The 22,176-nt window shown below is 65.0% G+C and carries 24 protein-coding genes; 13 read left to right on the plus strand and 11 right to left on the minus strand.

Annotated elements, in window-relative coordinates; all coding sequences use genetic code 11:
* Window positions 1-5: 5 nt before the first annotated feature.
* The 3 genes from TO66_RS29595 to TO66_RS29605 all read right to left on the minus strand — a co-directional run bounded on the left by TO66_RS29595 (window position 6) and on the right by TO66_RS29605 (window position 1,616).
* Window positions 6-800: a thiazole synthase gene (locus TO66_RS29595; RefSeq protein ID WP_007921204.1), complete on the minus strand. Its 795-nt coding sequence runs from the start codon at window positions 798-800 to the stop codon at window positions 6-8.
* Window positions 801-963: 163 nt separating this feature from the next.
* Window positions 964-1,164 (minus strand): sulfur carrier protein ThiS, encoded by a 201-nt coding sequence (gene thiS / locus TO66_RS29600; RefSeq protein ID WP_045880755.1) that lies wholly within the window; start codon window positions 1,162-1,164, stop codon window positions 964-966.
* 71 nt (window positions 1,165-1,235) lie between these two features.
* The gene (locus TO66_RS29605; protein WP_044465578.1) at window positions 1,236-1,616 is read right to left on the minus strand and encodes a DUF423 domain-containing protein; all 381 of its coding nucleotides are present in this window, start codon (window positions 1,614-1,616) and stop codon (window positions 1,236-1,238) included.
* A gap of 73 nt (window positions 1,617-1,689) precedes the next feature.
* Here TO66_RS29605 and mtgA point away from each other — a divergent pair, with 73 nt between their 5' ends.
* Entirely contained in the window at window positions 1,690-2,412 is a 723-nt protein-coding gene (gene mtgA, locus TO66_RS29610; protein WP_044466185.1) for a monofunctional biosynthetic peptidoglycan transglycosylase, read from the plus strand.
* Window positions 2,413-2,569: 157 nt separating this feature from the next.
* Here the strand turns inward: mtgA and rpoH are convergent, their stop codons facing one another.
* The 4 genes from rpoH to ftsY form a co-directional block, all read right to left on the minus strand.
* Complete coding sequence (gene rpoH / locus TO66_RS29615) at window positions 2,570-3,424, minus strand: RNA polymerase sigma factor RpoH (RefSeq protein WP_044465579.1); 855 nt, start codon at window positions 3,422-3,424, stop codon at window positions 2,570-2,572.
* A gap of 115 nt (window positions 3,425-3,539) precedes the next feature.
* Window positions 3,540-4,562: a permease-like cell division protein FtsX gene (gene ftsX / locus TO66_RS29620; RefSeq protein WP_044465580.1), complete on the minus strand. Its 1,023-nt coding sequence runs from the start codon at window positions 4,560-4,562 to the stop codon at window positions 3,540-3,542.
* The gene (ftsE, locus tag TO66_RS29625; RefSeq protein ID WP_044465581.1) at window positions 4,559-5,230 is read right to left on the minus strand and encodes a cell division ATP-binding protein FtsE; all 672 of its coding nucleotides are present in this window, start codon (window positions 5,228-5,230) and stop codon (window positions 4,559-4,561) included. Before ftsE ends, ftsX begins: the two co-directional genes overlap by 4 nt.
* Window positions 5,227-6,756: a signal recognition particle-docking protein FtsY gene (ftsY, locus tag TO66_RS29630; protein ID WP_044465582.1), complete on the minus strand. Its 1,530-nt coding sequence runs from the start codon at window positions 6,754-6,756 to the stop codon at window positions 5,227-5,229. Before ftsY ends, ftsE begins: the two co-directional genes overlap by 4 nt.
* Between ftsY and TO66_RS33540 the strand changes: the two genes are divergently transcribed.
* From TO66_RS33540 to TO66_RS29655, 6 genes are all read left to right on the plus strand, one after another.
* A complete protein-coding gene (locus TO66_RS33540; RefSeq protein ID WP_156162106.1) occupies window positions 6,755-6,946 on the plus strand; it encodes a hypothetical protein in 192 nt (63 codons plus the stop codon). The two genes, ftsY and TO66_RS33540, sit on opposite strands and share 2 nt — an antisense overlap.
* Window positions 6,947-7,114: 168 nt before the next feature.
* Entirely contained in the window at window positions 7,115-8,470 is a 1,356-nt protein-coding gene (locus TO66_RS29635; protein WP_044465583.1) for a pitrilysin family protein, read from the plus strand.
* On the plus strand, window positions 8,463-9,953 hold the full coding sequence (locus TO66_RS29640) for a pitrilysin family protein (RefSeq protein ID WP_044465584.1): 1,491 nt from the start codon (window positions 8,463-8,465) through the stop codon (window positions 9,951-9,953). The genes TO66_RS29635 and TO66_RS29640 overlap by 8 nt, the downstream gene beginning before the upstream one ends.
* Window positions 9,953-10,573: a 16S rRNA (guanine(966)-N(2))-methyltransferase RsmD gene (gene rsmD, locus TO66_RS29645; protein ID WP_044465585.1), complete on the plus strand. Its 621-nt coding sequence runs from the start codon at window positions 9,953-9,955 to the stop codon at window positions 10,571-10,573. The genes TO66_RS29640 and rsmD overlap by 1 nt, the downstream gene beginning before the upstream one ends.
* A 63-nt stretch (window positions 10,574-10,636) precedes the next feature.
* Window positions 10,637-11,641, plus strand: a complete 1,005-nt coding sequence (locus TO66_RS29650) for a hydrolase (RefSeq protein ID WP_044465586.1) — start codon at window positions 10,637-10,639, stop codon at window positions 11,639-11,641.
* Window positions 11,638-12,471, plus strand: a complete 834-nt coding sequence (locus TO66_RS29655; RefSeq protein ID WP_044465587.1) for an AraC family transcriptional regulator — start codon at window positions 11,638-11,640, stop codon at window positions 12,469-12,471. Before TO66_RS29650 ends, TO66_RS29655 begins: the two co-directional genes overlap by 4 nt.
* Window positions 12,472-12,614: 143 nt before the next feature.
* On the opposite strand, the gene TO66_RS29660 is transcribed toward TO66_RS29655, so the two are convergent.
* Window positions 12,615-13,469: a sulfurtransferase gene (locus TO66_RS29660; protein WP_044465588.1), complete on the minus strand. Its 855-nt coding sequence runs from the start codon at window positions 13,467-13,469 to the stop codon at window positions 12,615-12,617.
* 31 nt (window positions 13,470-13,500) lie between these two features.
* Window positions 13,501-14,172 carry a TetR/AcrR family transcriptional regulator gene (locus TO66_RS29665; RefSeq protein WP_044465589.1) on the minus strand — a complete coding sequence of 224 codons (672 nt, stop codon included), beginning with the start codon at window positions 14,170-14,172 and terminating at the stop codon, window positions 13,501-13,503.
* Between the two features lie 144 nt (window positions 14,173-14,316).
* Between TO66_RS29665 and TO66_RS29670 the strand changes: the two genes are divergently transcribed.
* From TO66_RS29670 to TO66_RS29690, 5 genes are all read left to right on the plus strand, one after another.
* Entirely contained in the window at window positions 14,317-15,747 is a 1,431-nt protein-coding gene (locus tag TO66_RS29670; RefSeq protein WP_044465590.1) for a coniferyl aldehyde dehydrogenase, read from the plus strand.
* A gap of 27 nt (window positions 15,748-15,774) precedes the next feature.
* Window positions 15,775-16,320: a hypothetical protein gene (locus TO66_RS29675; RefSeq protein ID WP_044465591.1), complete on the plus strand. Its 546-nt coding sequence runs from the start codon at window positions 15,775-15,777 to the stop codon at window positions 16,318-16,320.
* Between the two features lie 45 nt (window positions 16,321-16,365).
* Window positions 16,366-17,961: a GMC family oxidoreductase gene (locus TO66_RS29680; protein ID WP_044465592.1), complete on the plus strand. Its 1,596-nt coding sequence runs from the start codon at window positions 16,366-16,368 to the stop codon at window positions 17,959-17,961.
* A 115-nt stretch (window positions 17,962-18,076) separates the two neighbouring features.
* Window positions 18,077-18,556: a pantetheine-phosphate adenylyltransferase gene (gene coaD / locus TO66_RS29685; RefSeq protein ID WP_003229157.1), complete on the plus strand. Its 480-nt coding sequence runs from the start codon at window positions 18,077-18,079 to the stop codon at window positions 18,554-18,556.
* A gap of 157 nt (window positions 18,557-18,713) precedes the next feature.
* Window positions 18,714-18,965, plus strand: coding sequence for a YfhL family 4Fe-4S dicluster ferredoxin (locus TO66_RS29690; RefSeq protein WP_007921257.1), 252 nt, complete (start codon window positions 18,714-18,716; stop codon window positions 18,963-18,965).
* A 114-nt stretch (window positions 18,966-19,079) separates the two neighbouring features.
* Here the strand turns inward: TO66_RS29690 and mutM are convergent, their stop codons facing one another.
* Window positions 19,080-19,892, minus strand: a complete 813-nt coding sequence (gene mutM / locus TO66_RS29695) for a bifunctional DNA-formamidopyrimidine glycosylase/DNA-(apurinic or apyrimidinic site) lyase (protein WP_044465593.1) — start codon at window positions 19,890-19,892, stop codon at window positions 19,080-19,082.
* Window positions 19,893-19,924: 32 nt separating this feature from the next.
* Window positions 19,925-20,737, minus strand: coding sequence for an HDOD domain-containing protein (locus TO66_RS29700; protein ID WP_171820088.1), 813 nt, complete (start codon window positions 20,735-20,737; stop codon window positions 19,925-19,927).
* Between the two features lie 239 nt (window positions 20,738-20,976).
* Between TO66_RS29700 and TO66_RS29705 the strand changes: the two genes are divergently transcribed.
* A complete protein-coding gene (locus TO66_RS29705; protein WP_044465594.1) occupies window positions 20,977-22,173 on the plus strand; it encodes a class I SAM-dependent rRNA methyltransferase in 1,197 nt (398 codons plus the stop codon).
* Window positions 22,174-22,176 lie beyond the last annotated feature (3 nt).

Raw genomic sequence — 22,176 nt, forward strand, 5'->3', positions numbered from 1 at the left:
GGCTCTTACTTGATCAGACCATCCAGCGGCGAGGAGGCGCTGGCATAGAGTTTCTTCGGCATGCGGCCGGCGAGGTACGCCAGGCGGCCTGCCACGATGGCGTGCTTCATGGCCTCGGCCATCAGCACCGGTTGTTGCGCGTGAGCGATGGCCGAGTTCATCAGCACCGCCTCGCAGCCCAGCTCCATGGCGATGGTGGCATCGGAGGCGGTGCCGACACCGGCATCCACCAGCACCGGGACCTTGGCTTCTTCGAGGATAATCTGCAGGTTGTACGGGTTGCAGATCCCCAGGCCAGTACCGATCAGGCCGGCCAGCGGCATGACCGCGATGCAGCCCATTTCCGCCAGCTGGCGGGCGATGATCGGGTCGTCGCTGGTGTACACCATCACGTCGAAACCTTCCTTGACCAGCACTTCGGCGGCCTTGAGGGTTTCCAGCACGTTGGGGAACAGGGTCTTCTGGTCGGCCAGCACTTCCAGCTTCACCAGGTTGTGGCCGTCGAGCAGCTCACGGGCCAGGCGGCAGGTGCGCACGGCCTCGACCGCGTCATAGCAACCGGCGGTGTTCGGCAGGATGGTGTAGCGATCCGGCGGCAGGATATCCAGCAGGTTCGGCTCGCCGGGGTTCTGGCCGATGTTGGTCCGGCGCACGGCGACGGTGACGATCTCGGCACCCGAGGCTTCGATGGCCAGGCGGGTTTCTTCCATGTCACGGTACTTGCCGGTCCCTACCAGCAAGCGCGACTGGTAGGTACGGCCAGCCAGGACGAAGGGCTTGTCGCTGCGAACGTTGCTCATCGGAAATCCTCTGTTGGGGTGAGGTTCTTGCAGAATTCTGTAGGGTTCCACGCCGAGAAACCCGGGAGGCGCCGCCAGGAACCGACGCCAGGCGATCCATTACGGGCGGCAAATGCGCATTCCGGGCCGGCTTGGCCTGCCGCGGGGCTCTTACCCTGGGCGGCTAGCCGCCGCCGATGGCATGCACCACTTCAACCTGATCGCCCTCGTTGAGGGTGGTCTCGGCGTGCAGGCTGCGCGGGACGATATCCAGGTTGAGCTCCACTGCGATCCGGCGTCCGGTCAGGTCCAGACGGGTCAGCAGGGCCGCAACGGTCTCGCCGTCGGGCAGTTCATAGGATTCGCCGTTCAACTGAATGCGCATGCCGGATGCCGCCATCATTTTTAGGGGCCAGCATTCTAGCCCGATCATGACCTAAAGGTCAGCTACAAGCGTCAAGCGGTCAGTTGCAGGCGCCAGGCGGCAAGACCGAGCAAAAACCAGCCGACCAGGAACGCCAGGCCGCCCAGCGGGGTGATGATGCCCAGCTTGCCGATGCCGGTCAGGGTCAGGAGGTAGAGGCTGCCGGAAAACAGCAGGATCCCCAGGGCGAACGAGGCACCGGCCCAGTTCACCAGGCGGCCGGGAATCTGCGTGGCCAGCAACGCCACCCCCAGCAGCGCCAGGGTATGGATCAGCTGGTAGGTAACGCCGGTGTGGAAAATCGCCAGGTAGTCGGCGCTCAGGCGGTTTTTCAGGCCATGGGCGGCAAAAGCCCCCAGGGCAACGCCGGTAAAGCCGAAAAAGGCGGCCAGCATCAGGAAGCCACGCAGCATGAGGAACTCCAGTCAGAATCAGCGAGCGGGTCTGTATAATGGCGCGCTCAACGGGTTCGGCCAAGCCATCTCTATGCTGCGTTTACTTCTTCGTCGCGTCTCTAAAGTCCTGCTCTGGTTCGCTGTGGGCAGCGTCTTGCTGGTATTGCTGCTGCGGATCGTGCCGCCCCCGGGAACGGCCCTGATGGTCGAACGCAAGATCGAGTCCTGGGTCGACGGCGAGCCCATCGACCTGCAACGCAGCTGGAAACCCTGGGACGAGATCGCCGACGACCTGAAGGTGGCGGTGATCGCCGGCGAAGACCAGAAGTTCTCCGAGCACTGGGGGTTCGACATCGGCGCGATCCAGGCCGCCTTCGCCCACAACGAGCGCGGCGGTTCGATCCGCGGCGCCAGCACCTTGAGCCAGCAGGTGGCGAAGAACCTGTTCCTGTGGTCCGGACGCAGCTGGTTGCGCAAAGGGCTGGAGGCCTGGTTCACCGGGCTGATCGAGATCTTCTGGTCTAAACAGCGGATTCTCGAGGTCTACCTCAACAGCGTCGAATGGGACGAAGGCGTGTTCGGCGCCGAAGCGGCGGCGCAGCATCACTTCGGTGTCAGCGCCCGTTCGCTGTCGCGGCAACAGGCCAGCCTGCTGGCGGCGGTCCTGCCCAACCCGCGGGTCTGGAGCGCCAGCCACCCAAGCCCTTATGTAGCGCAACGGGCCGGCTGGATCCGCCGGCAGATGAGCCAATTGGGCGGGGACAGCTATCTGCTGGGGCTGAACGATTCGCGCAAGGCGCTGTGGTCGCAGTAACGTTCAAGACCTGATCGCGAGCAAGCTTCGCTCCTACAGAAGAATGCGCGGCCCCGTAGGAGCGAAGCTTGCTCGCGAGAGCGCCCCTACAGACACCACAACTCCCACAAACAAAAACGCCCCGATCGGATCGGGGCGTTTTGCGTAGCGCTGTGTATTACGCGGTAATCGACAGCTTGAGCTTGTTCATCGCGCTCTTTTCGAGCTGACGGATACGCTCGGCCGAGACGTTGTACTTCTGCGCCAGGTCGTGCAGCGTGGCTTTCTCTTCCGCCAGCCAGCGCTGGTAGAGGATGTCGCGGCTACGGTCGTCCAGTACTTCCAGCGCCTCGTGCAGGTTGCTGGTGGAGTTGTCGGTCCAGTCGGCGTCTTCCAGCTGGCGAGCCGGATCGTACCGGTGGTCTTCCAGGTAGTTGGCCGGCGATTGGAAGGCGCTGTCGTCATCCGCTTCGGCGGCTGGGTCGAAGGCCATGTCATGGCCGGTCAGGCGACTTTCCATCTCGCGCACTTCGCGCGGTTCCACGCCGAGGCTTTCCGCCACGCGATGGACTTCTTCGTTGTTCAACCAGGCCAGGCGCTTCTTCTGGCTGCGCAGGTTGAAGAACAGCTTGCGCTGGGCCTTGGTGGTCGCGACTTTCACAATGCGCCAGTTGCGCAGGATGAACTCGTGGATTTCCGCCTTGATCCAGTGCACGGCGAACGACACCAGGCGCACGCCCATTTCCGGGTTGAAACGCTTTACTGCCTTCATCAGGCCGACGTTGCCTTCCTGGATCAGGTCGGCCTGGGCCAGACCGTAGCCGGAATAGCTACGGGCGATATGTACGACAAAACGCAGGTGGGCGAGCACCATCTGCCGAGCCGCCTCAAGATCCTGCTCATAGTAGAGACTCTCGGCCAGTTCACGCTCCTGCTCGGGCGTCAGCAAAGGAATGCTGTTCACCGTGTGCACGTAGGCCTCCAGGTTCGCACCCGGGACCAAGGCATAAGCAGGTTGCAAAGAAGTGGTCATACGAAAAAACCTCCGACTCACATAACTCGTGCTTATTCAGCACTGCTGAAAATTGACCGGAAACCGAAAAACAAGTTCCCAAAAATACTGAAAGGTCAATGCAAGCAAAAAGACACTATTTCGGCGCCAGCTCCCGCAAGTGGCGGGCGACTGCAATCCACGCACCGATATACCCCAACAACACGGCGCCAAGCAAGAGCGACAGACCATCGGCGACCGGCACGCCAGCGAGGGCAAAATCACTGCCGTACAAGCCAGCCAGCCCCACTACCGCGTCGTTCAACCAGTTGAGGCCGAACGCCAGGACACCCCATGACAGGATCCCCGCACCGAAGCCATACAAGGCACCCATATAAAGGAAGGGACGCCGCACATAACTGTCAGTGCCGCCGACGAGTTTAATCACTTCTATCTCGGTGCGGCGGTTTTCAATATGAAGACGAATGGTATTGCCTATCACCAAAAGTAATGCAGAAACCAGCAGCACCGTCAGGCCGAAGACAAACCGGTCGCCCAGCTTGAGAATCGCCGCCAGGCGCTCGACCCATACCAGGTCCAGCTGCGCCTGTTGCACCTTGGGCATTTCCGCCAGGCGCTGGCGCAAGGCTTCCAGGGTGGTCTTGTCCACTTCGTTGGGCGTCACCAGGACCACGCCCGGCAGCGGGTTCTGCGGCAACTCCTTGAGCGCCTCGCCCAGCCCGGACTGTTGCTGGAACTCATCCAGCGCCTTGTCCTTGCTGATGAACTCGGCATCCGCCACGCCCGGCATGGCCTTGATCTGTTCGCTCAGGCTTTCGCCCTCGCCGGCACTGGCGTCGAGTTCCAGGTACAGGGAAATCTGCGCCGCACGCTGCCAGGATCCCCCCAGGCGCTCGACGTTGCTGAGCAACAGCGACAAGCCCATCGGCAGGCTCAGCGCCACCGCCATCACCAGGCAGGTGAAGAAGCTGCCGATCGGCTGCTTGCCCAGGCGACGCAGGCTGTCCAGCAGGCTGGCGCGATGGCTTTCGATCCAGGCGTGCAGCAGGGTGCTGAAATCCGGGCCGTCGTCTTCGTCGCGCTTTTTCTTCTGCGGCGGCTGGTCCGTGGCTTTGGGAGCCACGCGTTCGGCCACTTTCGGGCTGCGGGTCGCACTCATACGCCAGCCTCCCCGTCGCCGATCAATCGGCCGCGCTGCAAGGTCAGCATGCGATGGCGCATGCGCGCGATCAGCGCCAGGTCGTGGCTGGCGATCAGCACGCTGGTGCCCAGCCGGTTGATATCTTCGAATACGCCCATGATTTCCGCCGCCAGACGCGGGTCGAGGTTACCGGTGGGTTCGTCCGCCAGCAGCAAGGCCGGGCGGTGCACGATGGCGCGGGCGATGCCGACGCGCTGTTGCTGGCCGGTGGACAAGTCGCCCGGGTACAGCTCGGCCTTGTCCGACAGCGCCACGCGCTCCAGGGCCGAGTCCACGCGCTTGGCGATTTCGGCCTTGGACAGACCGAGGATCTGCAACGGCAAGGCGACATTGTTGAACACAGTGCGATCGAACAGCAGTTGGTGGTTCTGGAACACCACGCCAATCTGCCGCCGCAGGAAGGGAATCTGCGCATTGCTGATGGTGCTCAGGTCCTGGCCGGCCAGCAGCAGCTTGCCGCTGGTGGGGCGCTCCATGGCCAGCAGCAACCGCAGCAGCGTGGACTTGCCGGCACCGGAATGGCCGGTCACGAACAGAAATTCGCCCCGACGCACCCGGAAACTCAGCTCGTGCAGGCCGACATGGCCGTTCGGGTAACGCTTACCGACCTGTTCGAAACGAATCATGAACGCTCCCGCTCGGCAAACAGTGCCTGGACAAAGGGTTCGGCTTCAAAGGCGCGCAAATCGTCGATGCCCTCGCCGACGCCGATATAGCGGATCGGCAGGCCGAACTGCTTGGCCAGGGCGAAGATCACCCCGCCCTTGGCAGTGCCGTCGAGCTTGGTCAGGGCCAGGCCGGTCAGTTCCACGCTCTGGTTGAAATGCTTGGCCTGGTTGATGGCGTTCTGGCCGGTGCCAGCGTCGAGCACCAACAGCACTTCGTGCGGCGCGTCGGCATCGAGCTTGCCGATCACCCGACGGACCTTCTTCAGTTCTTCCATCAGGTTGTCTTTGGTGTGCAGGCGCCCGGCGGTGTCGGCGATCAACACGTCGATGCCACGGGCCTTGGCGGCCTGCACGGCGTCGAAGATCACCGAAGCCGAATCCGCGCCGGTGTGCTGGGCGATCACCGGGATCTTGTTGCGCTCGCCCCACACCTGCAGCTGTTCCACAGCGGCGGCGCGGAAGGTATCGCCCGCGGCCAGCATGACTTTCTTGCCTTCGAGCTGCAGCTTCTTGGCCACCTTGCCGATGGTGGTGGTCTTGCCGGCGCCGTTGACGCCCACCACCAGGATCACGAACGGCTTGGTTTGCGAGGCGATCCGCAGCGGCTGCTCCACCGGCTTGAGCATGCTCGCCAGCTCGGCCTGCAGCGACTTGTACAGCGCATCGACATCGGTCAGCTGTTTGCGTGCGACCTTCTGCGTCAGGTTGCGAATGATCACCGCGGTGGCTTCCACCCCCACGTCGGCGGTCAGCAGGCGGGTTTCGATGTCTTCCAGCAGCTCGTCGTCGATGGTCTTCTTGCCCAGGAACAGGCTGGCCATGCCTTCGCCGATGCTGGCGCTGGTCTTGGACAGGCCCTGCTTGAGGCGGGCAAAGAAACCGACCTTGTTTTCTTCGGCGCGGGGAGGCTCGACGGCAGCGGGCTCTTCGACCGCCGCAACTGGAGCAACTGGAGCAACGACAGCAGGAGCAGGCTCCGGCGCACGAACGGGCTCAGGCGCAACGAAGGCGGCGATCACCGGTTGTGGCACGTCGTCCGCTTCGAACGGCATCCCGGCCTCGGCCGGCTCGCTGGCGCGCACCGCTTCGGCCGCCAGCAGCTCGGCGGCCTGCTGCACCTCGGTCGCGGCCGGAATCGGCGGCGTGATGTGCGGGGCTTGCTCGTCTTCGACCAGGGCCACCGGCTCTTCCGCCACCGGGAGGGTCAGCCAGGGTTGGTGTTCGGCGTGCGCAGGGGCAACGGGGGTCGGCTGCGGGGCCGGTTCCGCCACGGGCTGCAGGACCGGCTCGGCGATAGGCAGCACCACCGGTGCGGCGGCTTCCACGACAGGGGCCGGTTCGGCAACAGGAGCCGGGGTCGGCTCGACGGGGGCTTGCGGCTGTTCGACGACGGTTTCCTGCGGCTTCTTGCGCAGCCATCCGAACAGGCCTTTCTTCTCGCCAGCCGCGGCTGGGGTCTTCTTGTCGTCGTTGGAACCAAACATGGAGGACGGCTATCTCAAGGTAGCGACGCGCCAGCAAGGCGCATCGGCAATTAAATATTCGATGCAGAACAGACTGCGTTTCCGCCGGCTTGTTCACGCGCAACATTTTGTCGAGGTGCCCAGCGGCGCCCCAAGGATCGATTTTACTAAAGGACTGAAACGGCAAAATCGGCGAAAAGTCGAAGTCTAGTCGATAAAACTGCGCTTCTTGCCGGAAACCCATACAACCTGCTCAAGCACACATTGATCCATGCGAGCCTGATAGGCGTGGCCGCCAGTAAAACGGATCAGTATCCTAGCATCTCCTCGCCCGCCGACGCTAAGACCAAGCGGGCAGCCCAACAGGTTTAAAAAACGAATGAATGCTCTAGCCCGCCGCGCCGCAGGCCTGCTGCTCAGTACGGTTTGTCTGCCCCTCGCAGCCCTGGCTGCCGACTCACAACCCACCCACGAATTCACCCTCGACAACGGCCTCAAGGTCGTGGTCCGGGAAGACCACCGAGCCCCGGTCGTGGTCTCCCAGGTCTGGTACAAGGTCGGCTCCAGCTACGAGACCCCGGGCCAGACCGGCCTGTCCCACGCCCTGGAACACATGATGTTCAAGGGCAGCGAGAAAGTCGGCCCGGGCGAAGCCTCGCTGATCCTGCGCGATCTGGGCGCCGAAGAGAACGCCTTCACCAGCGACGACTACACCGCTTATTACCAGGTACTGGCCCGCGACCGCCTGGGCGTGGCCTTCGAGCTGGAAGCCGACCGCATGGCCAGCCTGCGCCTGCCGCCGGACGAGTTCAGCCGCGAAATCGAAGTGATCAAGGAAGAGCGCCGCCTGCGCACCGACGACAAGCCGATGTCCAAGGCCTTCGAGCGGTTCAAGGCGATGGCCTACCCCGCCAGCGGCTACCACACGCCGACCATTGGCTGGATGGCCGACCTGGAGCGGATGAAAGTCGAGGAACTGCGCCACTGGTACGAGTCCTGGTACGTGCCGAACAACGCCACCCTGGTGGTGGTCGGCGACGTCACCCCGGATGAGGTCAAGACCCTGGCCCAGCGCTATTTCGGCAGCATCCCGAAACGTGACGTGCCGGCCGCGAAGCAACCGCTGGAACTGGCCGAGCCGGGCGAGCGGCAGATCACCCTGCGGGTGAAAACCCAGCTGCCGAGCGTGATGCTGGCCTTCAACGTACCGAGCATCGCCACCGCCGGGGACAAGCACTCGGTGCACGCCCTGCGCCTGATCGCCGCGCTGCTCGACGGCGGCTACAGCGCCCGCATCCCGACCCGCCTGGAGCGTGGCGAAGAACTGGTGTCCGGCGGTTCGTCGAGCTTCGACGCCTACACCCGCGGCGACAGCCTGTTCCTGCTTTCGGCCATCCCCAACAGCCAGAAGAAAAAGACCGTCGCCCAGGCCGAGGCCGGACTGTGGCGCCTGCTCGACGAGCTGAAGGCGACCCCGCCGACCGCCGAAGAGTTGGAACGCGTGCGCGCCCAGGTGATCGCCGGCCTGGTCTACGAACGGGATTCCATCTCCAGCCAGGCCACCGCCATCGGCCAGCTGGAAACCGTCGGCCTGTCCTGGAAACTCATGGACACCGAGCTCGCCGAACTGCAAAGCGTGACCCCTGAGGACATCCAGAAGGCCGCCCGCACCTATTTCACCCGCGAACGCCTGAGCGTTGCCCATGTACTGCCCGAGGAGTCCGCTCATGAGTAAGCGCAAAAGCGCCAGCCCGGTCCTGCTCGGCCTGGCCCTGGTGGCCCTGATCGCCGGCGCCGGCCTCTACCTGCTGCGCGCCGACGAGTCCAAGGCCAGCCAGGCCCTGGAAAAAGCCAAGAGCACCCAGAAACTGCAATCCCTGGCCGAACTCGACGGCAAGGCGCCAAGCCACCGCAGCCTCGACATCAAGACCTGGAGCACCGCCGAAGGCGCCAAGGTGCTGTTCGTCGAAGCCCATGAACTGCCGATGTTCGACCTGCGCCTGACCTTCGCCGCCGGCAGCAGCCAGGATGGCGGCACGCCCGGCCTGGCGCAGTTGACCAACGCCATGCTCAACGAAGGCGTGGCCGGCAAGGATGTCGGCGCGATCGCCGAAGGTTTCGAAGGCCTGGGCGCCGACTTCGGCAACGGCGCCTACAAGGACATGGCCATCCTTTCCCTGCGCAGCCTGAGCGCGCCGGACAAACGCACGCCGGCCCTGCAATTGTTCAGCGAAGTCATCGGCAAGCCGACCTTCCCCGCCGACTCCCTGGCCCGCATCAAGAACCAGATGCTCGCCGGCTTCGAATACCAGAAGCAGAGCCCCGGCAAGCTGGCGAGCCTGGAGCTGATGCGCCGCCTGTACGGCACGCATCCGTATGCCCATTCCGCCGACGGTACGGCGCAGAGCGTGCCGTCGATCAGCCTGGCGCAGTTGCGGGCGTTCCACGCCAAGGCCTATACCGCCGGCAACGTGGTGATCGCGCTGGTGGGCGACCTGTCGCGCAACGAGGCCGAGGCGATTGCCGCGCAGGTTTCCGCGGCGCTGCCAAAAGGCCCGGCCCTGGCGAAAATCCCCCAGCCGACCGAGCCCCAGGCCAGCATCGGCCATATCGAATACCCCTCCAGCCAGACCACCCTGCTGCTGGCGCAATTGGGCATCGACCGCGACGACCCGGATTACGCAGCGCTGGCCCTGGGCAACCAGATCCTCGGCGGTGGCGGTTTCGGCACCCGGCTGATGAGCGAAGTCCGCGAGAAACGCGGCCTGACCTACGGCGTCTCTTCCGGCTTCAGCCCGATGCAGGTGCGCGGCCCGTTCATGATCAGCCTGCAGACCCGCGCCGAAATGAGCCAGGGCACCCTGAAGCTGGTGCAGGATGTGCTCGCCGACTACCTCAAGACCGGCCCGACCCAGAAAGAACTCGACGACGCCAAGCGCGAACTGGCCGGCAGCTTCCCGCTGTCCACCGCGAGCAACGCCGATATCGTCGGCCAACTGGGCGCCATCGGCTTCTATAACCTGCCGCTTAGCTATCTTGAAGACTTCATGCAGCGTTCCCAGAGTCTTACCGTGGACCAGGTCCGCGAGGCGCTGAACAAGCACCTGAGCACGGACAAGATGGTGATCGTCACCGCCGGTCCGACCGTACCGCAAAAGCCGTTGCCGGCCCCTACTGACAAACCCGCCGAGCAGCCGCTCGGGGTTCCGGAGCACTAATGGCCAGCCCATCGCGTCACAGCAAGAAACCCGCCCACAACCCGCACAACGGCGCGGGCCAGTTGCGCATCATAGGCGGCGAATGGCGCAGTCGGCGCCTGAGCTTCCCCGATGTGCCGGGCCTGCGCCCGACGCCGGACCGGGTGCGCGAAACCCTGTTCAACTGGCTGGCGCCCTACGTTCCGGGCGCCAAGGTACTCGACCTGTTCGCCGGTAGCGGCGCGCTGTTCCTCGAGGCGCTGTCCCGCGGCGCCACCCTGGGCCTGGCGCTGGATGCCAGCAGCGTGGCCGTGTCGCGCCTGCGCGAACACCTGGGCACCCTGCGCTGCACCGTCGGCCAGGTACAGACCGCCGACGCCCTGCGCTATCTGGAAACCCAGCCGGCCAGCCGCTTCGACCTGGCGTTCCTCGACCCGCCGTTCCATCAGAACCTGCTGCCAGCCGCCTGCGCCCTGCTGGAAGAGCGTGGCTGGCTGGCGGACGACGCCTGGGTCTACACCGAAAGCGAGACCCCGCCCTCCACCCTCGGCCTGCCGGCCAACTGGCGCCTGCACCGCGAGCAAAAATCCGGGCAGGTGTACTACTCCTTGTGGCAACGTATGGCAGAGATCGCCGGCTGACCGTCGGCCCGATGAAGGTGCGCGACCCCAAGCGGGTCGCGCACCGCTGCTACGAGAATCACCGTGCCCACTCCGTCAGAACGCTTCATTCCCGCCTTCGGCCTCGGCAATCCGCACCTGCAGACCCTGTGGGGCCCGCTGTGGCGCAAGACCACGCACCTGGAGCGCCAGCGCGAACGCTTGTGGCTCGACGACGGCGACTTCCTCGATCTCGACTGGCACGGCCCGCATACCGCCAGCGCGCCTCTGGTCCTGGTGCTGCACGGCCTGACCGGCTCTTCCAACTCGCCTTACGTCGCCGGCCTGCAACAGGCCCTGGCACGTCAGGGCTGGGCCAGCGTGGCGCTGAACTGGCGCGGCTGCTCGGGCGAACCCAACCTGTTGCCGCGCAGCTACCATTCGGGCGCCAGCGAAGACCTGGCCGCCGCCATCGACCATCTGCGCCGCCAGCGGCCGCTGGCGCCGCTGTTCGCGGTGGGCTACTCGCTGGGGGGCAACGTCTTGCTCAAGCACCTGGGGGAAAGCGGCAGCGCCAGCCAATTGCAGGGCGCCGTCGCGGTCTCGGTGCCGTTTCGCCTGGACCAGTGCGCCGACCGTATCGGCCAGGGGTTTTCCAAGGTCTACCAGGCGCATTTCATGCGCGAGATGCTGGCCTACATCAAGGACAAGCAACGCCAGTTCCAGCACGACGGACGCCATGAAGGCCTGGCCGTGCTGGAACGGCTCGGTTCGCTGGAAAACCTGCGGACCTTCTGGGACTTCGACGGCCGGGTCACCGCGCCGCTGAACGGTTTCGCCGACGCCGAGGACTATTACCGGCGTGCTTCCAGCCGCTATTTCCTGGGGGAAATCCGCACGCCGACCCTGATCATCCAGGCCGCGGACGATCCTTTCGTCTTCCCCCACAGCCTGCCGGAAGCCGGCGAGCTGTCCAGCAGCACCCATTTCGAGTTGCAGGCCAAGGGCGGCCATGTCGGCTTTGTCGACGGCACGCTGAAGACCCCCGGCTATTACCTGGAACGCCGCATTCCGCAATGGCTGGCCGCCCCGGGCCGGGAGCCTAGATGAACACCGACCAGGGCGAGTCGATCCGTTTCTGGCAGACCGCCCCCCTGGCCGGCGTGGAGTTGCTGGCCGCGCGCTACATCGAGCATCGCTTCGTCCCCCACGTCCACGACGGCTATGTGATCGGCATGATCATGGCCGGCGCCCAGCGCTACCGCTATCGCGGCGCCGAACACCTGGCGGGACGCGGCACCCTGGTGCTGATCAACCCGGACGAGTTGCACACCGGGCACAAGGGCACCGAGGACGGCTGGCTGTATCGCGCGTTCTACCCGGACAACGCACAGATCCTCGGCATGCTCGACGAACTGGAACTGCCCAGCGGCGACCTGCCGGCCTTCGGCGCCACGCTGTATCGCGACCCCGACCTGGTCCACGGCTTCTGCCAGTTGCATCAATTGCTGGAAAGCCCGGCCAGCGCCCTGCAGCAGCAGACCGTCTGGCGGGAAATGATGCTCCTGCTGCTGCGACGCCATGCCGGGGTCAAGGCGCCTGGCGCCGCCGGTCGGGAACATCGGGCGATCGTCCGGGCCAAGGACCTGCTGCAAGCGCAGCTGGCCGCCCCGCCCTCGCTGGAGGAGCTGGCCGCGGCGGTCAATCTCTCGCCTTTCCACTTTGCCCGGGTGTTTCGCCGCGCCACCGGCATGCCGCCGCACACCTGGCTGATGCAACAGCGCATCGCCCAGGCCCGGGCCCTGCTGCGCGACGGCTGCCTACCCCTGGAAGTGGCGACGCAACTGGGGTTCGCCGACCAGAGCCACCTGAGCCGGCAGTTCAAGCAGGTTTATGGCGTGGGCCCGGCGGCCTATCGCAGTGCGCGCCAGTCCCTTTAACCCCGCCCTCGCCCTCCTGACCTCCTGTAGGAGCGAGGCTTGCCCGCGAAAAATCCCCCAGGCAGCGCGGTCCGTCAGGCCGTACGCGGCGCCTGGAAGTACGAATCGCGAGCAAGCTTCGCTCCTACAGGAGGCAGCGTCGATCAGTCGCCAGTGGCAACCGCGCGCTGCGGATCGGTGATCCATTCGCTCCAGGAGCCGGCATACAGGCTGGCCAGGGGATAACCGGCCAGGCACAGGGCGAACAGGTTGTGGCAGGCGGTCACGCCCGACCCGCAGTAGGCCACCAGCTCGGTCGGCGAACGCTCTCCCAGCTTGGCGGCAAACCGCTGCCTGAGCTGATCGGCTGGCAGGAAACGGCCGTCGCTGCCCAGGTTGTCGGTGAAGGCCGCGCATTGCGCGCCGGGAATGTGCCCGGCCACCGGGTCGATGGGCTCCACTTCGCCGCGAAAGCGTGGCGCGGCGCGAGCATCGAGCAGGGTCAGGCCGGGCTGGCCGAGGCGCTTTTGCAGTTGCTCGGCGTTCAGCAGCAAGGATGGGTCAGGTTGGCCCGAGAAATGGCCGAGGACGCTGGGCGGCGCATCCAGGCTCAGCGGCAGGCCGGCGGCGTGCCAGGCTTTCAGGCCGCCATCGAGGATAAACACCCCGTCGCGCTTGCCCAGCCAGGCCAGCAGCCACCAGGCGCGGGCGGCAAAGGCACCGGGGCCGTCGTCGTAGAGCACGATATCGCTGTCGGCATCGATACCCCAGGCCTGCAACCGCGCGACCAGCGCCGCCGGCTCGGGCAGCGGGTGGCGCCCGGTCACACCCTTGGTCACCGGGCCGCTGAGGTCACGCTCCAGGTCGGCGAAATGCGCGCCGGCCAGATGCCCTCCGGCATAGCTGCGCTGGCCGTAATCCGGATCTTCCAGGGCAAAACGACAATCGAGAATCACCAGCCCGGGCTGCTCCAGGCGAGCGGCCAATTGCTGCGGGCTGATCAGTTGCGCGATGGGCATGACGGGCTCCAGTCATTGAGGGTGATTGATCCTACTGCACTTCTTCCAGGGCCTGGGCAAAGGGTACGTAAAACTCCTCGAACAGGCTGTTCACCGCGTCCCGGGCCTGCTCGGTGACAAAACCGGCCTCGAGCACCAGCACCTGATAGACGCCGCGCTTGATGGCTTCTTCGCTCAGGTGCATGGAATTTTCCCGGGTGGTGCACAAGAAGCGCACCCAGGACGTGAGGATGATCCAGGCATTGAGGGTCAGGGACTCGATCTGCACCTTGTCCATCCTGAGGATGCCAGCCTCGACGAAACCGGCATAGATCGCCGTGCCATGGATCAGGCAGCGCTGGGAGAACCGCCGGTAGCGGGCGGCCAGTTCGGCGTCGCTGTCGAGCAGGTGCTCCAGGTCGCGGTGCAGGAAGCGATAGCGCCACATGGCAGACAGCACCGCCTCCAGGTAGTAGCGCTTGTCTTCCACGGTCACGGCGCGCCCCGGCGGCAAGCGCAGGAAGCTGTCGACCAGGGCTTCGTACTCGCAGAACAGCACGGCGATGATCGCCTGCTTGTTGGGGAAGTGGTAATACAGGTTGCCCGGCGAAATCTCCATGTGGGCGGCAATGTGGTTGGTGCTGACACTGCGCTCGCCTTGCTGGTTGAACAGCTCCAGGCTGTTCTGGACGATACGTTCGCGGGTTTTTATGCGTGGGGCCATGAGCGTGGGCTTTAATCGAGGAGGCGTTGCCCGGCATCTTACGACCTATCCCCCATGGGATAAATCAAAGCCGGGCCGGGATGTTATTTGACATTTTAGAGTATAAGCTCTAAAAATCGCCCACCCACCCGTCCGGAGCCGTCCATGTCTGCCGAAGTCGCCTACCTGTCGCAAGCCCAATCCCAGCTGGACGAGCTCCATGACCTGTTCGCCGCCCAGCGCCAGGCCTACGCGGCCAACCCGATGCCACCCGCCGCCCAGCGCCAGCAATGGCTCAAGAGCCTGCGCGAGCTGCTGGACAGCGAACGCCAAGCGCTGATCGACGCCATCAGCGCCGACTTCAGCCACCGTAGCGCCGACGAAACCCTGCTCGCCGAGATCATGCCCAGCCTGCATGGCATCCACTACGCCAGCAAACACCTGAAACGCTGGATGAAACCTTCGCGGCGCAAGGTCGGCATGGCCTTCCAGCCGGCTTCGGCCAAGGTCGTCTACCAGCCGCTGGGTGTGGTCGGCGTGATCGTGCCGTGGAACTACCCGCTGTTCCTGGCCATCGGCCCGCTGGTGGGCGCGCTCGCCGCCGGCAACCGCGTGCTGCTCAAGCTCAGCGAGTCCACGCCTGCCACCGGCCTGCTGCTCAAGCGCCTGCTGGCCAAGGTGTTCCCCGAGGACCTGGTCGCCGTGGTCCTGGGCGAAGCCGAAGTCGGCATGGCGTTCTCGAAACTGCCTTTCGATCACCTGTTGTTCACCGGCGCCACCAGCATCGGCAAGCACGTGATGCGCGCCGCGGCGGAAAACCTGACCCCGGTGACCCTGGAGCTGGGCGGCAAGTCGCCCGCCATCGTGTCCGCCGATGTGCCGCTCAAGGACGCCGCCGAACGCATCGCCTTCGGCAAGACCATGAACGCCGGCCAGACCTGCGTCGCCCCGGACTACGTGCTGGTCCCGGAACACCGGGTCGGGGCCTTCGTCGATGCCTATCGCCAGGTGGTCCGCGGCTTCTTCCCGACCCTGGCCGACAACCCCGACTACACCGCGATCATCAACCCGCGGCAGCTGGCGCGCCTGAACAGCTACATCAGCGACGCCACCGGCAAGGGCGCGCTGCTGATCCCGCTGTTCGAGGAGAACCAGGAGCGGCGCATGGGCCACAGCCTGATGCTGAATGTCAGCGACGACATGCTGGTGATGCAGGACGAGATCTTCGGCCCGATCCTGCCGATCGTGCCCTACACCGGCCTGGACCAGGCCTTCGCCTATATCAACCAGCGCCCGCGGCCCCTGGCGCTCTACTACTTCGGCTACGACAAGGCCGAGCAGGACCGGGTCCTCAACGAAACCCACTCGGGCGGTGTCTGCCTCAACGACACCCTGCTGCATGTGGCCCAGGACGACATGCCGTTCGGCGGCATCGGCCCCTCAGGCATGGGTCATTACCACGGCCACGAGGGCTTCCTGACCTTCAGCAAGGCCAAGGGCGTGCTGAGCAAGCAGCGCCTGAACGCTGCGCGGCTGATCTACCCGCCTTATGGCAAGCCGATCCAGCGGCTGATCCAGAAGCTGTTCATCCGTTAACCAGACCACTGCCGGGAAATAACCACAATGACTCCCAGCCTGCCTGCCACACCCGTCCTGTCACGCCGCGGCCTGTTGAAAATCAGCCTGGGCGCCAGCGCCTTCCTGGCCACCGCCGGCCTCGGCGCCAGCCTCAGCGGCTGCTCGTCCAGCACCGCGGCCCATGGCTTCGCGGTACTGCGCGACAGCGACCTGCCGATCCTGCGGGCGCTGGTCCCGGTGCTGCTCGAAGGCGCCGTGGCCGCCGGGCAGCTGCCAGCCGCCATCGACGCAACCCTGAACGGCCTGGACAGCAGCCTCGATCATCTGTCGCCGGAAATGCTCAAGCTCACCCGCCAACTGCTCGACGTGCTGGCCATGGGCATTACCCGCGGCCCGCTGACCGGTATCTGGGGCAGTTGGGAAAGCGCCAGCGCCGAAGACATCCGGCACTTTCTCGATCGCTGGGAAAACAGCGCCATCGGCCTGCTGCGCCAGGGCCGCGCCTCCCTGCTGCAACTGGTGACGATGGCCTGGTACGGCCGCGCGGAGTCCTGGGCCCACTGCGGCTACCCCGGGCCACCCAGGATCTGACGCCCCTGCCTAATCCCCCCGAAAAACAATAAGAGACCGCCCGATATGCCCGTACCCGATCTGTTTCGCGAAGGCCTGGCCCGCGGCTGGAAAACCTACAACGGCACGCAATTGCAGCAGGACCTGACCCTCGAAGCGGATGTCGCCATCATCGGTAGCGGCGCGGGCGGCGGCACCACCGCGGAAATTCTCAGTGCCGCCGGCTACAAGGTGCTGCTGATCGAGGAAGGTCCGCTCAAGACCAGCGACGACTTCAAGATGCTCGAGGACCAGGCCTACGCCAGCCTCTACCAGGAAGGTATCGGCCGCATGAGCAAGGATGGCGCCATCACCATCCTGCAAGGGCGCGCAGTCGGCGGCACCACCCTGATCAACTGGACCTCCAGTTTCCGCACCCCCGACCCGACCCTGGAACACTGGGCCCGCGAGCACCACGTCAAGGGCCACAGCCCGGCCGAGATGGCGCCCTGGTTCGAGAAAATGGAGCAACGCCTGGGGGTCGCGCCGTGGATCATGCCGCCCAACGCCAACAACGATGTGATCAGGAACGGTTGCGAAAAGCTCGGCTACAGCTGGCATGTGATCCCGCGCAACGTGCGTGGCTGCTGGAACCTCGGCTACTGCGGCATGGGCTGCCCGACCAACGCCAAGCAATCGATGATGGTCACCACCATCCCCGCGACCCTGGAGAAAGGCGGCGAGCTGTTGTACCTGGCCCGCGCCGAACGCCTGCGGATCCAGGGCGAGCGGGTCGAAAGCCTGCAATGCCTGGCCATGGACGAGCGCTGCGTGGCGCCCACCGGGCGCACCATCACGGTCAGGGCCCGGCATTACGTGCTGGCCGGCGGCGGGATCAACAGCCCGGCCCTGCTCCTGCGTTCCGACGCGGCCGACCCGCACCGGCGCCTGGGCAAACGCACCTTCCTGCACCTGGTGAATTTTTCCGCCGGGCAATTCGACGGCGTGATCAATCCCTTCTACGGCGCGCCGCAGTCGATCTACTCCGATCATTTCCAGTGGCAGGACGGCACTACCGGCAGGATGTCCTACAAACTCGAGGTGCCGCCGCTGCAACCGGCGCTGGCCGCCACTTTGCTCGGGGGCTTCGGCCCACAGAGCGCCCTGAACATGCAGCAGTTGCCCCACACCCACGCCATGCTCGCGCTGCTGCGGGACGGTTTTCACCCGGACAGCAGCGGCGGCAGCGTGGAACTGCGCGGCGACGGCTCGCCGGTGCTCGACTATCAGGTCTCGGACTACGCCTGGGACGGCCTGCGCCGGGCGTTTCACAGCATGGCGGAAATCCAGTTCGCCGGCGGCGCGCAGGCGGTCATGCCATTACACAACGATGCCCGCTACGTGAAGACCCTAGCCGAGGCCAAGGCAATGATCGACGGCCTGCGCCTGGAGCTGTACCGCACCCGCCTGGGCAGCGCCCACGTGATGGGCGGCTGCGCCATGGGCGAAGACCCGAAGAGCGCCGTCGCGGACAGCCTGGGCCGCCACCATCAGTTGGCCAACCTGTCGATCCACGACGGTTCGCTGTTCCCCACCAGCATCGGCGCCAACCCGCAGCTGTCGGTCTACGGGCTGACCGCGCAATTGGCCACGGCCCTGGCCGAACGGCTGAAAACCGGGTGAAAACGCCGCTTATTTCCGTCGTCTATAGTGCTTTCTTCCGTGACAGGCGACTTGGCCGACCGGAAAGGCTGCGATACCATCCGACTCCCCAACGGATTCCCGCCAGGACGACGCGATGAACCGAGTGTTGTACCCAGGTACCTTCGACCCTATTACCAAGGGCCATGGCGATCTGGTCGAACGCGCCTCGCGGCTGTTCGATCACGTGATCATCGCCGTCGCCGCCAGCCCGAAGAAAAACCCGCTTTTCCCCCTGGAACAGCGCGTGGAACTGGCTCGCGAGGTCACCAAGCATCTGCCGAACGTTGAAGTCGTCGGTTTTTCCACGCTGCTGGCACACTTCGCCAAGGAGCAGAACGCCAATGTCTTCCTGCGGGGGCTGCGCGCGGTTTCCGACTTCGAATACGAATTCCAGCTGGCCAACATGAACCGCCAGTTGGCGCCGGACGTGGAAAGCCTGTTTCTCACGCCTTCGGAACGCTACTCGTTCATTTCCTCGACCCTGGTCCGGGAAATCGCGGCATTGGGCGGCGATATCAGCAAGTTCGTGCATCCGGCCGTGGCCGACGCCCTGACCCTGCGCTTCAAGAAATAAGCCCCGCGGGCGCTGGCCAGGCCCGCGCCAGCTCCCGCGCTGCCAACCTGCAAACGCCCCTCCCATCGCGCCCGCGTGCACTGCGCCCGTCAATACGGCACAATTGCGCCATTGATTTTTCAAATGCCTGGGCCCGCCGCCCCGGCCGGAGTGCCCCATGTCCCTGATCATCACCGACGATTGCATCAACTGCGACGTCTGCGAACCCGAGTGCCCGAACGCTGCGATTTCTCAAGGCGAAGAGATCTACGTGATCGACCCGAACCTGTGCACCCAATGTGTCGGCCACTATGACGAGCCGCAGTGCCAGCAGGTGTGTCCGGTGGATTGCATCCCGCTGGACGAAGCCCACCCGGAAACCGAAGAAGAGTTGATGGCCAAGTACCGGAAGATTACCGGTAAGGCGTAAACCGCTGGTTTTACCGCGTCGCGGCAAACGTTATCGCGGGCAAGCCTCGCTCCTACAAGGCTCTGTGAACGGTAGGAGCGAGCGGGCGGCGATCCGGCTTGCCCGCGATGCTTTTCAGCTCTGGCATTTAGGGCAATACACGCTCGCACGCTGCCCCAGCTTGACCTCGCGCAGCCCGCTGCCGCAGACCTTGCAATGCTCCCCGCCGCGCCCGTAGACGAACAGTTCCTGCTGGAAATAACCCGGCTGCCCGTCGCCGCCGATAAAGTCGCGCAGGGTCGTCCCGCCGCGCTCGATGGCCGCGGCCAGGATGCGCTTGATCTCGATCGCCAGCTTCAGATAACGCGCCCGGGAAATGCCTTTGGCTTCGCGGCGCGGATCGATACCAGCGGCGAACAGCGCTTCGGTCGCATAGATGTTGCCCACCCCAACCACCACCGCGTTATCCATGATGAACGGCTTGACCGCCATCGAACGGCCCCGCGACAGCTGGTACAGGCGCTCGCCATCGAACAGGTCGGTCAACGGTTCCGGTCCCAGGCGCACCAGCAACTCGTGATTGAGCGGGTCGAGGCTCCAGAGCATCGCGCCAAAGCGCCGCGGGTCGGTGTAGCGCAGCGCCAGGCCGGACTCCAGTTCGATATCGACATGCTCATGCCTGGCCGCCGGCATGCCGATCTCCACCAGGCGCAGGTTGCCCGACATGCCCAGGTGGCTGATCAGGGTGCCGACTTCGGCATTGATCAGCAGGTACTTGGCGCGGCGCTCGACCTTGACGATCTGCTGCCCGGACAGGCGCACGTCGAGGTCCTCGGGAATCGGCCAACGCAGGCGCCGCTCGCGCACGATCACGCGGCTGACGCGCTGCCCTTCCAGGTGCGGCGCGATACCGCGCCGGGTGGTTTCGACTTCCGGTAATTCAGGCATGTGCGCCTCGCGTGCTCATACGTGGTCGGGAATCAGTGCGCGCCCAGTTCGCGCACGGTTTCCTTGAGGTTCTCGAAGTCGTAGTCGGACAAGCCGACGTAATCGAGGATCAGGTGGCCGATGCTGTTCCATTCGTGGTCGTCGACCTGGTTGCCCAATACGCGATAGGACGCGCAGATGTGCTCGGCCATCTTCAGGATCGCCAGCAGGTTCTTCAGCTGGCTGTTGCGCGACGACTCGTCGCTGAAGATCGCCAGGGCGTTGTGGTGATTGGCGATGGCGTTGGTCACATGCTCCGGCAGGCGCCAGGACTTGGCCGTGTAGTAACCGACCACCGCGTGGTTGGTGTTGAACACACGGTTTTCCGTATCCACCACGCGGTTCTCCGGGCCCGCGCCGGCGTAGGCCTCTTCCAGCACCGTCATGTAGTCGGGGAAACGCTTGAGCATCAGCGGCACGCCACAATCGTGGAACAGGCCCAGCGCGTAAGCCTCGTCGACCGCTTGCGACCCGGTGCGCTTGGCCAGGGTCAGGCAGGTCATCGCCACGTCCTGGGCGGTGTCCCAGAAACGGTTGAGGGTGACGATGGTTTCGTCGCTCATTTCGCCCTTGATCGACTGCGCGTTGATCAGGTTGATGATCGAGCGGCTACCCAGCAGGTTCACCGCGCGCTGGATCGAGGCGATCTTGTTGCTCAGCCCGTAATACGGCGAGTTGACGATTTTCAGCAGGGCGCCGGAGAGCCCCGGGTCCTGGGAAATCAGCCGCGCGATCACTTCCAGGTCGGGGTCGGGCATGTACTGCTCCATCTGCAAATCCACCATGATTTGCGGTTGGGGCGGCACGCTGATGCCTTGCAGGGCCTGTTGAATCTGTTCGGCGGAAAGCTCTTGGGACATCGCTTGGGACATAGTTACGCACTCTGGGTCAGGCGGCGATTCTAACCCGTTAGATGGCCACCATGGCCAGCCGAAAGGAACTTTATAACAGTGCCCGGCGGCTCCCCCGCCACCACATATCCACTCGCCAGCCTCCCGGCGGTCGCAACACGTTATACTCCCGCTCTTTTTTCCGGAGCGACGTCATGTCCCTGCCAAGCCTGCGCCTCAAAGCCAACGCCGATCGCCGCCTGCGCGCCGGCCACCTGTGGGTCTACAGCAACGAAATCGATGTAGCCGCCACCCCACTCCACGGCTTCAAGGCAGGCGACCAGGCAGTGCTGGAAGCCGCCGGCGGCAAGCCGCTGGGCATCGTCGCCATGAGCCCGAACAACCTGATCTGCGCCCGCCTGCTGTCGCGCGACGCCAAGCTGGCGCTGGACAAGTCGCTGCTGGTGCACCGCCTGAACGTGGCCCTGTCGCTGCGCGAGCGCCTGTTCGACAAGCCGTTCTACCGCCTGGTCTACGGCGACTCGGACCTGCTGCCGGGCCTGGTAGTCGACCGTTTCGGCGACATCCTGGTGGTGCAGCTGGCGTCGGCGACCATGGAACAGCACAAGGACGACGTGATCGCCGCCCTGGTCCAGGTGCTCAAGCCCAGCGGCATCCTGTTCAAGAACGACTCGGCCGCGCGCGATGCCGAAGGCCTGGGCCGCTACGTGGAAACCGTGTTCGGCCTGGTGCCGGAGTGGGTCGCCCTGGAAGAGAACGGCGTGAAGTTCGAGGCCCCGGTGATGGAAGGCCAGAAGACCGGCTGGTTCTACGACCACCGCATGAACCGCGCCCGCCTGGCGCCTTACGCCAAGGGCAAGCGGGTGCTGGACCTGTTCAGCTACATCGGCGGCTGGGGCGTGCAGGCCGGGGCCTTCGGCGCCAGCGAAGTGTTCTGCGTCGATGCCTCGGGCTTCGCCCTCGACGGCGTGGAACGCAACGCCGCGCTCAACGGCATCGCCGAGAAAGTCACCTGCATCGAAGGCGACGTGTTCGAGGCCCTGAAGGAACTCAAGGCCGCCGAGGAGCGTTTCGACGTGATCGTGGCCGACCCGCCAGCCTTCATCAAACGCAAGAAAGACCTGAAGAACGGCGAAGGCGCCTACCGCCGCCTGAACGAGCAGGCCATGCGCCTGCTGAGCAAGGACGGCATCCTGGTCAGCGCCTCGTGCTCGATGCACCTGCCCGAAGACGACCTGCAGAACATCCTGCTCACCAGCGCCCGCCACCTGGACCGCAATATCCAGCTGCTGGAGCGCGGCGGCCAGGGCCCGGACCACCCGGTGCACCCGGCGATTCCGGAAACCCGCTACATCAAGAGCATCACCTGCCGGTTGCTGCCTAACAGCTGAGTA

The sequence above is a fragment of the Pseudomonas sp. MRSN 12121 genome (assembly GCF_000931465.1).
Taxonomy (GTDB): domain Bacteria; phylum Pseudomonadota; class Gammaproteobacteria; order Pseudomonadales; family Pseudomonadaceae; genus Aquipseudomonas.

What these genes read in the sequence shown, in the direction of transcription:
- mutM (WP_044465593.1), bottom strand. Translation starts at nt 19,892, where the DNA reads ATGCCTGAATTACCGGAAGTCGAAACCACCCGGCGCGGTATCGCGCCG.
- TO66_RS29670 (WP_044465590.1), top strand. Translation starts at nt 14,317, where the DNA reads ATGTCTGCCGAAGTCGCCTACCTGTCGCAAGCCCAATCCCAGCTGGAC.
- ftsX (WP_044465580.1), bottom strand. Translation starts at nt 4,562, where the DNA reads ATGAGTGCGACCCGCAGCCCGAAAGTGGCCGAACGCGTGGCTCCCAAA.
- TO66_RS29655 (WP_044465587.1), top strand. Translation starts at nt 11,638, where the DNA reads ATGAACACCGACCAGGGCGAGTCGATCCGTTTCTGGCAGACCGCCCCC.
- TO66_RS29605 (WP_044465578.1), bottom strand. Translation starts at nt 1,616, where the DNA reads ATGCTGCGTGGCTTCCTGATGCTGGCCGCCTTTTTCGGCTTTACCGGC.
- TO66_RS29665 (WP_044465589.1), bottom strand. Translation starts at nt 14,172, where the DNA reads ATGGCCCCACGCATAAAAACCCGCGAACGTATCGTCCAGAACAGCCTG.
- ftsY (WP_044465582.1), bottom strand. Translation starts at nt 6,756, where the DNA reads ATGTTTGGTTCCAACGACGACAAGAAGACCCCAGCCGCGGCTGGCGAG.
- rpoH (WP_044465579.1), bottom strand. Translation starts at nt 3,424, where the DNA reads ATGACCACTTCTTTGCAACCTGCTTATGCCTTGGTCCCGGGTGCGAAC.
- TO66_RS29705 (WP_044465594.1), top strand. Translation starts at nt 20,977, where the DNA reads ATGTCCCTGCCAAGCCTGCGCCTCAAAGCCAACGCCGATCGCCGCCTG.
- ftsE (WP_044465581.1), bottom strand. Translation starts at nt 5,230, where the DNA reads ATGATTCGTTTCGAACAGGTCGGTAAGCGTTACCCGAACGGCCATGTC.
- TO66_RS29635 (WP_044465583.1), top strand. Translation starts at nt 7,115, where the DNA reads ATGAATGCTCTAGCCCGCCGCGCCGCAGGCCTGCTGCTCAGTACGGTT.
- rsmD (WP_044465585.1), top strand. Translation starts at nt 9,953, where the DNA reads ATGGCCAGCCCATCGCGTCACAGCAAGAAACCCGCCCACAACCCGCAC.
- TO66_RS29680 (WP_044465592.1), top strand. Translation starts at nt 16,366, where the DNA reads ATGCCCGTACCCGATCTGTTTCGCGAAGGCCTGGCCCGCGGCTGGAAA.
- TO66_RS29675 (WP_044465591.1), top strand. Translation starts at nt 15,775, where the DNA reads ATGACTCCCAGCCTGCCTGCCACACCCGTCCTGTCACGCCGCGGCCTG.
- TO66_RS33540 (WP_156162106.1), top strand. Translation starts at nt 6,755, where the DNA reads ATGGAGGACGGCTATCTCAAGGTAGCGACGCGCCAGCAAGGCGCATCG.
- TO66_RS29595 (WP_007921204.1), bottom strand. Translation starts at nt 800, where the DNA reads ATGAGCAACGTTCGCAGCGACAAGCCCTTCGTCCTGGCTGGCCGTACC.
- TO66_RS29690 (WP_007921257.1), top strand. Translation starts at nt 18,714, where the DNA reads ATGTCCCTGATCATCACCGACGATTGCATCAACTGCGACGTCTGCGAA.
- TO66_RS29660 (WP_044465588.1), bottom strand. Translation starts at nt 13,469, where the DNA reads ATGCCCATCGCGCAACTGATCAGCCCGCAGCAATTGGCCGCTCGCCTG.
- thiS (WP_045880755.1), bottom strand. Translation starts at nt 1,164, where the DNA reads ATGCGCATTCAGTTGAACGGCGAATCCTATGAACTGCCCGACGGCGAG.
- mtgA (WP_044466185.1), top strand. Translation starts at nt 1,690, where the DNA reads ATGCTGCGTTTACTTCTTCGTCGCGTCTCTAAAGTCCTGCTCTGGTTC.
- TO66_RS29640 (WP_044465584.1), top strand. Translation starts at nt 8,463, where the DNA reads ATGAGTAAGCGCAAAAGCGCCAGCCCGGTCCTGCTCGGCCTGGCCCTG.
- coaD (WP_003229157.1), top strand. Translation starts at nt 18,077, where the DNA reads ATGAACCGAGTGTTGTACCCAGGTACCTTCGACCCTATTACCAAGGGC.